Source organism: Desulfobulbaceae bacterium DB1 (assembly GCA_001914235.1).
Taxonomy (GTDB): domain Bacteria; phylum Desulfobacterota; class Desulfobulbia; order Desulfobulbales; family SURF-16; genus DB1.
In genome coordinates this window covers 1-13,091 of the sequence record MQUF01000018.1, presented here as the reverse complement: position 1 = coordinate 13,091, position 13,091 = coordinate 1, and the positions used below count along the sequence as shown (strand labels likewise).

The 13,091-nt window shown below is 54.4% G+C and carries 13 protein-coding genes and 1 pseudogene; 9 read left to right on the top strand and 5 right to left on the bottom strand.

Going from position 1 to position 13,091, the window contains the following annotated elements; all coding sequences use genetic code 11:
* The first annotated feature begins 31 nt into the window (after positions 1 to 31).
* A complete protein-coding gene (locus BM485_14495; GenBank protein ID OKY74232.1) occupies positions 32 to 1,567 on the top strand; it encodes a [Fe-S]-binding protein in 1,536 nt (511 codons plus the stop codon).
* Here BM485_14495 and BM485_14490 read toward each other — a convergent pair.
* The 4 genes from BM485_14490 to BM485_14475 are packed head-to-tail and all read right to left on the bottom strand — an operon-like array spanning position 1,522 to position 5,119.
* Entirely contained in the window at positions 1,522 to 2,907 is a 1,386-nt protein-coding gene (locus tag BM485_14490) for a Na+/H+ antiporter NhaA (GenBank protein OKY74231.1), read from the bottom strand. The genes BM485_14495 and BM485_14490 overlap by 46 nt on opposite strands.
* Positions 2,904 to 3,857 (bottom strand): cation transporter, encoded by a 954-nt coding sequence (locus BM485_14485; GenBank protein ID OKY74230.1) that lies wholly within the window; start codon positions 3,855 to 3,857, stop codon positions 2,904 to 2,906. The genes BM485_14490 and BM485_14485 overlap by 4 nt, the downstream gene beginning before the upstream one ends.
* 3 nt (positions 3,858 to 3,860) lie before the next feature.
* The gene (locus BM485_14480) at positions 3,861 to 4,625 is read right to left on the bottom strand and encodes a hypothetical protein (GenBank protein OKY74229.1); all 765 of its coding nucleotides are present in this window, start codon (positions 4,623 to 4,625) and stop codon (positions 3,861 to 3,863) included.
* 38 nt (positions 4,626 to 4,663) lie between these two features.
* Complete coding sequence (locus tag BM485_14475; protein OKY74228.1) at positions 4,664 to 5,119, bottom strand: hypothetical protein; 456 nt, start codon at positions 5,117 to 5,119, stop codon at positions 4,664 to 4,666.
* Positions 5,120 to 5,578: 459 nt separating this feature from the next.
* Here BM485_14475 and BM485_14470 point away from each other — a divergent pair, with 459 nt between their 5' ends.
* The 8 genes and pseudogenes from BM485_14470 to BM485_14435 all read left to right on the top strand — a co-directional run bounded on the left by BM485_14470 (position 5,579) and on the right by BM485_14435 (position 12,537).
* On the top strand, positions 5,579 to 6,472 hold the full coding sequence (locus tag BM485_14470) for a hypothetical protein (protein OKY74227.1): 894 nt from the start codon (positions 5,579 to 5,581) through the stop codon (positions 6,470 to 6,472).
* Positions 6,473 to 7,046: 574 nt separating this feature from the next.
* Positions 7,047 to 7,616, top strand: coding sequence for a hypothetical protein (locus BM485_14465; GenBank protein ID OKY74226.1), 570 nt, complete (start codon positions 7,047 to 7,049; stop codon positions 7,614 to 7,616).
* A 265-nt stretch (positions 7,617 to 7,881) separates the two neighbouring features.
* Entirely contained in the window at positions 7,882 to 9,156 is a 1,275-nt protein-coding gene (locus BM485_14460; protein ID OKY74225.1) for a hypothetical protein, read from the top strand.
* A gap of 80 nt (positions 9,157 to 9,236) precedes the next feature.
* Complete coding sequence (locus BM485_14455; protein OKY74224.1) at positions 9,237 to 9,998, top strand: recombinase; 762 nt, start codon at positions 9,237 to 9,239, stop codon at positions 9,996 to 9,998.
* Positions 9,979 to 10,149 (top strand): hypothetical protein, encoded by a 171-nt coding sequence (locus tag BM485_14450; protein OKY74223.1) that lies wholly within the window; start codon positions 9,979 to 9,981, stop codon positions 10,147 to 10,149. The genes BM485_14455 and BM485_14450 overlap by 20 nt, the downstream gene beginning before the upstream one ends.
* The gene (locus tag BM485_14445; protein ID OKY74222.1) at positions 10,149 to 11,231 is read left to right on the top strand and encodes an IS91 family transposase; all 1,083 of its coding nucleotides are present in this window, start codon (positions 10,149 to 10,151) and stop codon (positions 11,229 to 11,231) included. Before BM485_14450 ends, BM485_14445 begins: the two co-directional genes overlap by 1 nt.
* A 311-nt stretch (positions 11,232 to 11,542) precedes the next feature.
* Positions 11,543 to 11,878, top strand: a pseudogene (locus BM485_14440) (IS630 family transposase).
* A 35-nt stretch (positions 11,879 to 11,913) separates the two neighbouring features.
* Positions 11,914 to 12,537, top strand: coding sequence for an IS630 family transposase (locus BM485_14435; GenBank protein ID OKY74221.1), 624 nt, complete (start codon positions 11,914 to 11,916; stop codon positions 12,535 to 12,537).
* 208 nt (positions 12,538 to 12,745) lie between these two features.
* Here the strand turns inward: BM485_14435 and BM485_14430 are convergent, their stop codons facing one another.
* On the bottom strand, positions 12,746 to 12,967 hold the full coding sequence (locus tag BM485_14430; GenBank protein ID OKY74220.1) for a hypothetical protein: 222 nt from the start codon (positions 12,965 to 12,967) through the stop codon (positions 12,746 to 12,748).
* Positions 12,968 to 13,091 lie beyond the last annotated feature (124 nt).

Below are 13,091 nucleotides of genomic sequence, written 5' to 3'. Positions count from 1 at the left end.
CATCCCAACATAATTTTTTTGCAAACCCGACATGCAGCCATTTGTTTACTCCATACGCATTGAAGCTCCTTTCCCCAGCCTGCAGGACAATACCGGCGACATCGATCGGCTGATGAAAGCCTTGCGGGCGACAGCCGGACTTTCTCCCCGGCTGCCCTTTGCCCGTCTGGGTGAGGTTGCCGCCGCATTTCGCGGGAGCGGTTTTAAGGGTGCGGCGCTGATCTGCGATCTGCCTGACGGTCCCATGCTGGTTGATTTTTTGCCCCAACAGCCTTCGGTGCTGGCGGCCATGGCGCTTGACCTGGGCACCACGCATCTTGAGGCGAGCCTGCTCAATCTGGTCGACGGCAAGGTGCTGGCCAGCGGCAACCGGGAAAACAGCCAGATCGAATTCGGCGCCGATATCCTCAGTCGCATCCATTTTGCGGGCCACAACAACGGCCTGCAAAAGCTGCATGAATCAATTATCGGCACCATCAACGATTTGGCCGGCGAGCTCGCCGCACGGGCCGGGGTGGCATGCGGGGAAATCCGGGCGCTGTCGGTGAGCGGCAACACCACCATGGTGCATCTGTTCCTGCGGCTCAATCCCTATCATCTCATCCGGGAACCGTATATTCCGCTGGTCAACAGCGTCGATCCCGTGCCGGCAGGGGAGATCGGCCTTGCCGTTCATCCCGCTGCTTCGGTTTGGATTATGCCCAGTATCGGCAGCTACTTCGGCGGCGATCTCATTTCCGGGATATTGGCAAGCGGTTTGGATCGTCAGGAGGAAACCTCGATGCTGATTGATGTCGGCACCAATGCCGAGGTGGTGATCGGCAACAGAGAATGGCTCATTGCCTGCGCCGGGGCGGCAGGTCCTGCCCTTGAGGGGGGGGTGGCCCGGATGGGCATGCGGGCCGGACCCGGTGCCATCGAACATGTGACAATCGATCCGGAAACGCTTGAACTCCGTTACCGCACCATTGACGGCGGCAGGCCACGCGGTATCTGCGGTTCAGGTATTATTGATCTGGTGGCCTCTTTTTATCTGGCGCGGATTATCGATATCCGCGGCAAGTTTCGCGGTGAGCGCTGCCCTGAGCGGATGATCGACACCGGAGAAGGACTCGCCTTTGTCGTTGCCCGGGCCGATGAGTCGGCCACTCATGAGCCGGTGGTGATCGGCCAGGTGGATCTTGACGCCATGATGCGGTCCAAGGCGGCGATGTATTCGATCCTCACCACCCTGATCAACCAGGTTGGTCTTGATTTTGCCGATCTGCACCGCATTTTTGTGGCCGGCGCCTTCGGCAGGCATATTGATCCGCGCCGGGCCATCACCCTGGGCATGCTGCCGGATCTGCCCCTTTCAACCTATGAGCCCATCGGTAACAGTTCGCTGGCCGGGGCGGAGCTTGTCCTGCGTGACCGGGAAAATCGCGAGCGCTGCCGGATGGTGATGGGGAAAATCACCTATCTCGAACTCAATGTCAACCAGGAGTTCATGATCCGTTTTTCCGGTTCCCGTTTCATCCCTCACACCGACACGTCGCTTTTCCCATCCGTTCCGGTTTTCGACTGACCGAGGTGGAGAAAATCGGCGGTGAGCAGGACGCCGACGCCGAGGGCCGCCGAAAGCAGCGAGCCGATGATAATGCCGATCTTGGTCATATCGATCAGTTCCGTTGACTGAAATGACAGACCGGAGATGAAGATGCTCATGGTAAAGCCGATGCCTCCCAGCATGCCGGCGCCGATGACGTGCAGCCAGTTCATGCCGCCGCTGAGGGGGGCCTTGAGTGCTTTGGAGGCGAGCAGGGAAAAGAGGGTGATGCCCACCGGTTTGCCGATGACGAGCGCCAGGATGACACCCATGGTGGCAGGATGCCGTATGGTGTCGGTGAGCCCTTCCGTCCTGACCGCGACCCCGGCATTGGCCAGGGCGAACAGCGGCACGACCAGGTAGGAGATCCAGGCGCCCAGGCCGTGTTCCAGCCGTTGCAGCGGTGTTTCCGTCTGGTGGCAGGCAAGTTCGATGGCCTGCACCGCGTTGAGGTGATTCTGGTTCAACAGGATGGTGTGGCCGCAGTCACCGTTCCGGCAGTCAAAACGGACGAGAAATGAGCGCACCTCGTTGACAAAGGTGTTGGTGTCGTATTTGCCCCGGGCCGGAATGAAAAGGGCGACCAGGACCCCGGCCGCGGTGGCATGGATACCCGCTCCCAGAAAGGCCCACCAGATGCCGAGACCCAGCAGGGCATAAACCAGGGTGTGTCGGATCCACAGCAGGTTGGCGACAAACAGGCAGACGAGCAACAAGGCGGCGAAGCCGAGATAGGCCCAGTGGATGGTTGCGGTATAGAACAGGGCAATGACCAGCACTGCGCCGATATCGTCGGCAATGGCCAGGGCCGAGAGAAAGATCTTGAGCCCGTAGGGGATCCGTTTGGAGAGAAGTGAAAGTACCGCCAGGGCAAAGGCGATGTCGGTGGCCATGGGGATGCCCCAGCCGTGGGCCGCATCGGTGTTGTAAGTGATGATGGCATAGATCAGGGCCGGCGCCAGCATGCCGCCCACCGCTCCGGCCACCGGCAACAGTGCCCTGCGCATGGAGGACAGCTCGCCGATCAGGATTTCCCGTTTGATTTCAAGGCCGACGACAAAAAAGAAGAGGGTCATCAGCGCTTCGTCGATCCAGTGCAGGATGGATTTGGAAAAACTTACGTCGCCCAGGGAAACGGCAAGCGGCAGGTGCCATAGATGCTGATAGCTGTCATGATGGAAATTGGCCCAGAGCATGGCGGCAGCCGTGGTGTAGAACAGGATGAAACCGCTGGTGGCAAGTTTTTTGACCAGGGCCTGAAAAGGGGAGATGATTTGATAAACCGGAGCTGTTTTGCGAAAAAATCTCTTCAGCATCATCCGTCCTCCGTCGGGATCATGCACGATTCACCGGAGCATTTGTTTATTTCCATGGTGAGATGGGAGATTTTGTCGAAGCCGGCCAGCAGTTTTTTGTAATAGTCCGGGTTGCGGGGAGAATGGGTGACGATGGAAATGATCCCCGCGTAATGGGCCGGTCCCACCTTCCAGACATGCATGTCCGAAACGCGGTTGTCCCGGTCCTCTTCTATTTTTCTTCGGATGGCCTCCCGGTATGCGCCGCTGATGCTGCCGTCCAGCAGGATGGGGCCTGTTTCCCGGATCAGGCAGTATGACCAGCGGGTGATGACCGTGGCGCCGACCACGCCCATCATCGGATCCATCCAGCCCCACCCCAGAAATTTTCCGGCAATAAGCGCTGCGATGGCAAGCACCGATGTCAGCGCGTCGGCCAGCACATGCAGATAGGCGGCTTTCAAATTGTGGTCGTGATGATGGTGCCGGTCGTGTTCGTCGTGATGATCGTCGTGGCTGTGACGATCTTGCAGCAACAGGGCGCTTACCAGGTTGACGACGAGACCGAGCACGGCCACGGCAATGGCCTCATTGAACGAGATGGCTTCCGGGTTCCAGAATCTGCGCACCGATTCGGCCAGCATGACGAGCGCCACCACCGCCAGGGCCACGGCACTGGCAAAGCCGCCGAGCACACTGACCTTGCCGGTGCCGAAGGCGAAATCAGGGCTGCTTGCGTGTTTTTTTGCGTAGCGGTATGCAAAGATGGTGATCAAAAAGGCGGCGGCATGGGTGCCCATGTGCCAGCCGTCGGCAAGCAGGGCCATGGAGCCGAAGGCGGCGCCCGCCACGATCTCGGCCACCATGGTGACGGTGGTGAGCAGCAGCACCTGGATGGTGCGTTTTTCGCCATGTTCATGAATAACGGCAAAATCATGGCCGTGCCGCCATTCTTGTAAATTATGGATGTGCATGCGCTACTCCCGGCTGAAGACGAATTCCGTGTCACTGGAAAGGCTTTGCCGATACCGATAGCCGTCGCGGTCAAAGGTCTTCAGATCATCGATGCGGGTCAGGCGGTTTTGAATGACAAAATCCGCCATGAGTCCCCGCGCCCTCTTGGCAAAGAGGCCGATGGTCTTATATTCGTTATTTTTCTTTTCCTTGAAGGAGACGGTCAGCACCTGTCCTTTGATCGCTTTCGTTTGAATTGCCTTGAAGTATTCAGAGGAGGCGAGATTCACCAGGACGGCGGATTCTTCTCCCGGCAGATCGGCATTGATGACGTCGGTGATTTTTCCGCCCCAGAAGGCGTAGAGGTCCTTGCCCCGTTCCGTGGCCAGTTTTGTTCCCATCTCCAGGCGATAGGGCTGAATGAGATCAAGGGGTTTCAGCACGCCGTACAAACCGGAGAGAATCCGCAGATGCTGCTGGGCGAAATCGAAATCTTCCTCTTCATAGTTGTCCGAAGCAATGCCGCCATAGACGTCGCCTTTGAAGACAAGCAGGGCCTGTCCGGCATTCTGAAGATTAAAGGGGGGGTGGAATTTACGAAAACGCTGCCGGTTAAGCTGGGCCAGATTGTCACTGATGCCCATCAATTCGCCGATCTGTTCCGCGCTTTGTTGTTTCAGGATGTCGATGAGCAGTTCACTTTCCCGCAGCAGCACCGGCATGGTGTAACGGCTATAGCTTCTGCAGTTGAAATCCTGGGTTTTGGATGGAGAAAGGACAAGCAGCATGATCCTACCTTATTGTTGGTTGTCATTTTTGTAAATTATTACAGATCCAGGCGCTCTATGGCGGAAACCATTCCCCCGATAAATTCCACCCGGGCCACGGTATAATCCTGCTGGGTATCCCTGTTGATCCAGACATTCTGATACTGGATGCTGCTCCTGCCTGCTCGATCGTATACCCGCACCGGAACGGTCATCCGGTCGGTCTGCGTCATGGTTCTTGTTCTGCTGTAAGTCCAAACAACGGCATTGCCTTTTTCCGTGGTGCGGGCATAAACCTGGTGCGGATTTCCCCAGGCCAATCGAACCATTTCCTCGGTAAAGCCCATCTCTATCTGGCCGACCCGCACCTTTTCCCGGATCTCCGGGCTGAAGGAATTGAATGTTTCGGGATTGGCGGCGATGCGTCGATCCCGGAGCTGCTGGGAGGTTATGCAGGAAGCAAGGGCGAAAAGCAGCAGGAATGAAAGAAGCGGAGCTAACAGTTTTTTTATCATGGTCACCCCCTCGGCGTGTTTTGGCGAATAACGTGCGGTTGGAAAGCCGTTCTTGCAATATAACAATTCATAATATGATAGTAGCAGAGAGGAAGAAAAGAAACAGAACAATGAGAAAAAATATAAAAATAGTCCGGATTGTCCTGTTTTTTTGCCGGGTTGCGGGAGTTGCGGAATAAAAATGCGGCTTTTGCTTTTTGTCTGATTATAATAAACGAGTTACCTCGTCAGCGATTGGGCGGGGTGAAGCGCGCGGCAATTCCCGGAAGGATTTGGCGGGAAATGCAAGACACTAAAAGAGGATGATTTCGTAAAAACTGAAAATTAACCACGGAGAGCACAGGGGCCACAGAGATAACTAATTGTAATTAAAAATATTTTGTCTGTGATCTCTGTGTGCTCAGTGGTGAAAACAGACTTTTTACGAGTTCACCAAAGAGAGGAGCTTGGAAAATAAACATGTCAGTCGATTTTTCTCTGAAATTACCGGGTATCTTGGTGGCCTTTCTCGTCTGTTGTCATCTGCTGACAGGGTGCGAGGAAACGGATGTCCGGCTTGCCGCGGAAGCCGGTCTTGATGCGGTAAAGGCCGTTACCCTGTCGGATGAAGCGGTGCGGAGCCTGGCACGGGAAGCCGCCCTTGTCAGCGATGCCGGAAACAGTATCGCCCCTGCCGGCAACAGTTATGGCGAGCGATTGCAGCGGCTGGTCGGCGCCCATGGCCGGGAGGGGGATTTCCGATTCGAATACAAGGTTTATCTCGCCCCGGAGGTCAATGCCTTTGCCATGGCGGACGGCACCATCCGCATTTACAGCGGTCTGATGGATATGATGGACGATGATGAGCTGCGTTTTGTCGTGGGCCACGAAATGGGCCATGTGGTGAAAGAGCATATCCGCAAAAAATTGCAGCTGGCCTATGCCGGCAGTGCCGTGCGCAAGGGAATCGCCTCCCAGAACAACGTGGCCGGCGTTCTTGCCCGGTCGGAGATCGGCTGGTTTACCGAGAAACTCACCGGCGCCCAGTTCTCCCAGCAGGAGGAGAGGGAGGCGGACGATTACGGACTGGCCTTTCTGGAAAAAAACGGTTACCGGCCCGCAGCCGCGGTGTCGGCCCTGCGTAAGCTTGCCACCCTGGGGGATACCCATTCCTTCCTGGCCAGCCATCCGGCGCCGGGAGTCAGGGCGGATCGGCTGGAGCGGGCCCTGCGGGGTGAAGCTGCCGCTGATGAACCGCGGCAGGGGATATGGGGGAAGATCATTGTCCCTTTGCAGGCTCTTGTCGCTTTTCTTTTTGAAAAAGCGCGGAGTTTGCTGGAAATTTTTCTCGGTAACCTGATCAGCGGCGGTTGATTGATGAAATCGGAAAAAGTCTATCTTTACCACGGAGAGCGCAGAGGGCACAGAGAAAACGTTTTGAATTACAGTCAGTTATCTCCGCGTGCTCCGTGGTTGATTTTCAGTTTTTGCGAGGCCATCTTGATACCCGCAAAAAAAATAATGCCCCTGTCCGAGGCCTTCGTTGCCTTGCCGATATTTCCACTTTAACGGAAAAACGGATTTTTCGCCCGTTTTCCCACTCCGTTTTCTCCCTCAGATCCTTGCCAGGCGCGCGCGGTTTGGTTTACGTGCTTTCTTGGCTTTTTCCGTTTTTCAGGAATAATGGTGCTTGGCGCGGTTGCGCCGCGCCGTTGCCCCAGAAGGCTTCATTTAAAAAATATAGTAATTTCAATATGTTGAATCCTCTCCTCTCCTCTCCTCTCTTCTTGCCAGGCATGGAATTTGCAAATTGCTTTGGGAGTTTGTGTTCGGCAATGGGGGAAAGACTGCCCCTGCCCGGAATAACAGGTACTTTGGTTCTCCATGCCATGGCGCTGGAGTTTGGCAGGCACACGGATTTGCGCATAAGGCGCATTGAGGGAAAAAAATGAAAAAGCGTATCGCAAGTTTTGTCGGCGGATTGTCATTTGTGTTGCTCAGCGGCGCGGCCCAGGCCGTGCCCATGGATTTGAGCGGTTTCAGCGTCATGGAAAATGAGCCGGGCAGCGTCATGGAAAGCGGCGGAGTGGTGAGTTTCACCGAGAGCATGGCGGACGCCGCCCTTTATTTCTACAACGATGCCTTTGCCGTCGCGGCGGACGCCATCACCCTCTCTTTTGATTATGAATTCACGATGAGTGATGACGACTACGGCGACTATCTGCAATTCACCATCAATTACGGCAACGATGTGGCGTGGTATGCCGACGCCAGCGGCGCGGGCCAGGTCAGCTTTGACTTGACTTCCTATCAGGGCGATACTATTTCCCTCGACTGGGGGCTGATCTGGGGCGGTGATTGGGACGCCGGCAGCACGGCCCGGGTCTTTAATATCGATATCGTCTCCGCTGCCGGCAACAACACGCCGGTGCCGGAACCGGCCACCATGCTGCTCATGGGCACGGGCCTTGCCGGGTTGTACGGCGCGGCGCGCCGTCGTCGGCATGTTGACCAATAACCATCAATGAACCACGGAGACCACGGAGCTCACGGAGATAACTGCTTGTAATTCAAAATGTTTTCTCCGTGTCCTCTGTGTGCTCCGTGGTTAAAAAGACTTTTTGCCATTCATCAAAAAAAGATGGTCTCGTAAAAACTAAAAATGAACCACGGAGACCACGGAGATAACTGCTTGTAATTCAAAATGTTTTCTCTGTGTCCTCAGTGCGCTCCGTGGTTAAAAAAGACTTTTTGCCATTCATCAAAAAAAGGGAGAGAGGAAAATGAAGAGAGAAAAAAGCCCGCACTGGCTGGCTCGCGCCATGGTTTTTGTCTGGTTCCTGGTATTGTCTTCCGCCGCCTGGGCGGAAACGGATGTCACCGCCATGGTGCGCTTGAACAAGGGCCTGCTGATGTATGACCGGCTGACCAAGCAGAGCTACCTCGATGTCTCGGTCACCAACATCTCCACTGAGGTGCTGCTCACCCCGGTCAAGGTGGTGATCGACTCCATCAGCACCACCACCGTCACCGTCGCCAATGCCGACGGCGTGACGGATGACGGCAAGCCTTTCCTTTTATTCACAACAGCTACGGGGCAACTTCTCTCTGGCGCCACGATAGCAGCAAAAAGGTTATCATTTAGTAATCCTGTCGCTGCAAGGTTTACCTATACGACGAAAGTGTTGGCCGAACTTCCTGATGCCGCGGAAGACGTTGGTGTGTCAGGTGGCAGTGTTACAACTATCGACCCGGCCAATCCCGCGATGGGAATTACAGTCGAATTTCCAGCCGGGGCTCTGACAGCACCCAGCACGGTTACCATTGACACCACTTCCCCTCCACCATCACCCCCTTCTTCACCGACTTTCGGACCAACGTTCGACCTGCGGCCAAGTGGACAATTTTCCCAGCCGGTAACAATCAAGGTGTCATATGACGAGGCACAGCTTGCCCAGAACAACATTGTCGATGAATCATCACTCCGCCTCTATACTTTTGATGCCGCCTCTGGCCTTTGGCTGGCGCTAGAAGGGGCTGTGGTTGATACCGAACATAATGTTGTCATTGGGCAAACCAATCATTTCTCACATTTCTGCCTCATAGCTAACACCTTGTTTAGGCATGGCGATAAAAGGAGTTCGCATTATGCCCCAGTCCTTTTTGTTCATGGCATAAATCTCGGGGTCGGTTTATTGGGTTTAAATAAGAATGCCTTTGTGGGGGATTCATACAGCACTTTTGGTAGCGCAGTCCGTGGTTTGTACGACTTGGATAACGGACCTAACGTATATACGTTAAACTACGACACCTCGATTGATATAACTCTGACGGCGGCTACTCTTGCTGATGCTGTGAAGAAGATAAAGGCAGATACCGGTGCTGCCCATGTAAACGTTATTGCCCATTCCATGGGAGGGTTGGTGGCCCGGGCATATATTCAAGGAATGGCGAGGAAGCTGCTTTTGCCGGGGGTGTTTAACAGCTTGTTGGACGAAGCCGCTACGCGGCAGACGAGTCACGAGCGAGCTTGTTTATCCATCATTAACATGTTGTAATCTCACGGCATACGGTAATAAGTAGAGAGTGGCGGAGCAAAGGCGAGGCCGCCGCATCAACTATTACCAAGGAGGTTACAATGAACACCACCATGCCACAAGATTCCCTCTTCAACAAGCAGTATCAGAAACACCTGAAATGCCTCAAACTGGGCGGTCTGCAGCCCAAGACCATCGACGCCTACGCCAGGGCGATCCGGCGTATCGGCAACTATTTCGATTGCAGGATTGACAACCTCAACTCCGGCCAGTTGCTCGACTATTTCACGGAACTCCTGGACACGCATTCCTGGAGCGCGGTCAAGCTCGACCTCTACGGCCTGAAGTTCTTCTATTCCGGGGTACTGAACAAACCCTGGGAAGATATCCCCCTGATCAAGCCTCCCAAGACATCCAGAATCCCTGACATCCTGTCCGTCGAGCAGACGGAGCAACTATTTGCCGCAACCAAAACCTTGAGCTACAAGGTCTTCTTTTTTACCTGCTACAGCATGGGCCTGCGCCTTGGCGAAGGCATTCGACTCACAGTCGGCGACATCGACGCAGGCAACATGCGGGTCCATATTCGTGATGCCAAGGGTAACAAGGACCGGCTGGTGCCGCTGCCAGACAAGACCTTGCGGGTGCTGCGGGAGTTCTGGGCCATGCACAAGCATCCCCGGTTCCTCTTCCCCAGCAGGAAAAGAGGTCTGAAAAATGCCCACCTGGTTGATTTGCCCCTGGACAGGGGCGGCATTCAAACCACCATGCAGACCGTTGTCCGGCAACTCGGCATAAAAAAAAATCTCATGCCACTCCCTGCGTCACAGCTATGCCACCCACATGCTGGAGGCCGGGGTTGATCTGCTTGAGCTGCAGCAGATCCTTGGCCATGTCAGCATCCTGACCACCGCCAGATACACCCACCTGACCTCCACCACGGCCAACAATGCGAGACTGGCCGTCAATTCCCTGGTCAACTCCCTGGACATCAGATGGGGAGGGCGTAAATAATGCTGCTCTCCACGATCATCAACAAGTTCAGGGACAGCTTCTTCCGCACCTACAACAAAAATCTCCTGTCAGGCCACATCAAGGCTCTGGAGTCCATGGCCCGATGCAGATACGAGCATGGACCGCACATGCTGGCCCGTTGTTCGGACCACCGGTGCGGCGAACGGATCTATATTCCCCATTCCTGCGGCCACAGAAACTGCCCCCATTGCCAGAACCATGAGAGCCGGCAGTGGCTGGAAAGCCAGCTTGACAAACGACTGCCGTGTCAATACTACCTGATCACCTTCACGCTGCCCGGGCAGATGCGGGATCTGGCGTGGAAACACCAGAAAACCGTTTACGCCCTGATGTTCAGGGCAGTACAGGACCTCCTGAAATCCTTCACCAATAACGACAAAAAACTCGGCGGATCAGCGGGATTCACCGCCATCCTCCACACCCATTCCAGAACCCTGGACTATCATCCGCACATCCACGTTGTCATGCCCGGAGCAAGCATCAACCCGCAAACCGGGCTGTGGAAGGAAAAATCCGGGAAATATCTCTTCAGCCACAAGGCCATGGCCAAGGTCTTTCGGGCGAAGCTGCTCCAGACCCTGGTCGAAAACAAGCTGCCGGTTCCCCATGATTGCCCCGATCAGTGGGTGGTTGACTGCAAGGACGCGGGCAACGGCGAGAAGGCCCTTATCTATCTTGGCCGTTATCTGTACCGGGGTGTTATCCGGGAAAAAGACATCCTGCACTGCCGGGACGGCATGGTCACCTTCCGGTATCGCCATGCCAAAAGCGGAGAAGACCGGACCCGAACCGTCAAGGGCGAGTACTTCCTCTACCTGCTTATGCTCCATGTGCTGCCCCGAGGGTTTCGACGGGCAAGGTCGTATGGTTTTCTCCATGCATGCAGCAAAAAGCTGCTCCGCTTCCTGCAGCTGGTGCTGCGGGTCGCGCCATGGCGCGCCCTTGTCCGCAACCTGAAGCAACGGCCGGCTATCATCTGCCCGGCCTGCGGGGCCGCCATGGTGATCGCCGCGACAATGATCGCCCGGCCACCGGCCATGGCCGCTCCGTTACGGCAATAGACGAGCCGGAGGCATCGGGTATGTAAACGAAAGCCGTGAACTTGCCGAGGACACAAGCCGGATTGCACCGGGACGGGACTCCTGCGCCCGAAAAACGCCGGAAATCAGCGTAAAGCAGCATGATACAGCACCAAAATCCTTTTCAAAGAACATTGCGGGGGCCACTCCCGTCTTCCTTCGCCTGATCCGATCCCTCCGGAACCCAAAAGCTCTTTTCTATATACGTCCACCGGGCTTGTCCAACCACCGGTTCAGATTGTGGCTCGCTGCGCTTGCACAATCTAACCTTGTTCGTTGGCGAATTTCAAACTAACCGTTCAACCAACGAAGAGATTGCCCGCGTCCTGAACATAAGCATGAGAAAAATTGACAGGGTCAAGAAACGGTTCGTCGAAGAAGGGTTTGATTTTGCCCTTGAGAAGAGGAAAGGAGATCGTGTTTACATCAAAAAAGCAGACGGGGATTTTGAGGCGCATTTGGTTGCACTGAGCTGCAGTAGTCCGCCAGAAGGTTTTTCCAGGTGGTCTTTGCGGTTGCTGGCGGACAAAGCAGTCGAGCTCAATTATATTGAGAATATCTCCCATGAGGCTGTTCGGCGCATTTTAAAAAAAACGAACTCAAGCCTTGGCGGCAAAAAGGATGGGTGATTCCACCGGAACACAATGGCAGTTTTGTCGCAAACATGGAAAAGGTGCTGGATGTTTACAGGCGGCCACTTGATCCTCTCCATCCTGTTGTCTGTATGGACGAATCTCCAAAGCAGTTGATCGGGGAGACAAGGTGCCCAATTCCAGCATCACCCGGTCAGCCGGCAAGGCACGATTATGAATACTGCCGCCGGGGTGTATGCAATATTTTTCTTGCTTGCGAGCCGCTGGCGGGAAAGCGCATGGTGACAATCACCGAAAGGAAAACCAAACCGGACTGGGCGCTTTTCCTGGAAGAGATTGCCAGCCAATACAACAATGCTGAAAAAATAACGCTGGTGATGGACAATTTGAATACGCACGAACCCGGCTCCCTGTATGAAACGTTCGCGCCGGAAAAGGCAAAAGCATTATGGGATCGCTTTGAATTTGTTTATACCCCGAAACACGGGAGCTGGCTGAATATGGCAGAAATAGAGTTGAACGTGCTCACTGGCCAATGTCTGGACAGAAGGATTGACGATATCGAGGTCGTCAGGAAAGAAGTGCGGGCATGGCAAGAAACGCGAAACAATAGAGACGCTAAAGTAAATTGGCAGTTTACCGCCAAGGATGCACGGATAAAGCTGGCACGTCTCTACCCGACACTTAATAGTTGACGAGACACTACGCGTCACCCTGCTTCTATTAATCGAATTAAAGAATTTTGAAATATCAAGATGTGTGAAGAAACGATTCGGTTTGTGAGTATACAGGGCTGCCACATGACCTCCAGGCAGCAAGTGAAAATAATAACAAGGTGGCGACCATTTCTTTTCTATTGCCGCTTTGACCTCTTTCCCAAGCTTCACAGACTCTTTCGAGGGTTTAAAAATCCACAGGTCTGGCTTCAGTTCGTATTTTTCTATCCATAGAGGGTAAGAGAGGGGAGGCATGCATGTTTCTCGGTATTATCAAGTAGAATGAAACCAAGTCCGAAAGTTTCATTACTATTTCAACCACCTTTAGCCCATAATAGAGCAGCTTCGCGACGGCTGAACCAGTCTTAATCGACTCTCGGACTAGGTGGTGATAATTATGTTTCTTCATAATTACACCTCCACTGTTTGTACCCAGCTCACCTAGTACATTGTATATGTTAAAGTTTCGGATAAAGCCGTTTTAGTTTTATTCGCGCATCATCTGTTCTAAACTGCCAATCAACCTTAGTCTG

Coding starts and splice junctions, on each gene's coding strand:
- BM485_14465 (OKY74226.1), top strand. CDS start 7,047: ATGAAAAAGCGTATCGCAAGTTTTGTCGGCGGATTGTCATTTGTGTTG.
- BM485_14485 (OKY74230.1), bottom strand. CDS start 3,857: ATGCACATCCATAATTTACAAGAATGGCGGCACGGCCATGATTTTGCC.
- BM485_14470 (OKY74227.1), top strand. CDS start 5,579: ATGTCAGTCGATTTTTCTCTGAAATTACCGGGTATCTTGGTGGCCTTT.
- BM485_14435 (OKY74221.1), top strand. CDS start 11,914: ATGGAAAAGGTGCTGGATGTTTACAGGCGGCCACTTGATCCTCTCCAT.
- BM485_14495 (OKY74232.1), top strand. CDS start 32: ATGCAGCCATTTGTTTACTCCATACGCATTGAAGCTCCTTTCCCCAGC.
- BM485_14455 (OKY74224.1), top strand. CDS start 9,237: ATGAACACCACCATGCCACAAGATTCCCTCTTCAACAAGCAGTATCAG.
- BM485_14445 (OKY74222.1), top strand. CDS start 10,149: ATGCTGCTCTCCACGATCATCAACAAGTTCAGGGACAGCTTCTTCCGC.
- BM485_14490 (OKY74231.1), bottom strand. CDS start 2,907: ATGATGCTGAAGAGATTTTTTCGCAAAACAGCTCCGGTTTATCAAATC.
- BM485_14450 (OKY74223.1), top strand. CDS start 9,979: ATGCTGGAGGCCGGGGTTGATCTGCTTGAGCTGCAGCAGATCCTTGGC.
- BM485_14430 (OKY74220.1), bottom strand. CDS start 12,967: ATGAAGAAACATAATTATCACCACCTAGTCCGAGAGTCGATTAAGACT.
- BM485_14480 (OKY74229.1), bottom strand. CDS start 4,625: ATGCTGCTTGTCCTTTCTCCATCCAAAACCCAGGATTTCAACTGCAGA.
- BM485_14460 (OKY74225.1), top strand. CDS start 7,882: ATGAAGAGAGAAAAAAGCCCGCACTGGCTGGCTCGCGCCATGGTTTTT.
- BM485_14475 (OKY74228.1), bottom strand. CDS start 5,119: ATGATAAAAAAACTGTTAGCTCCGCTTCTTTCATTCCTGCTGCTTTTC.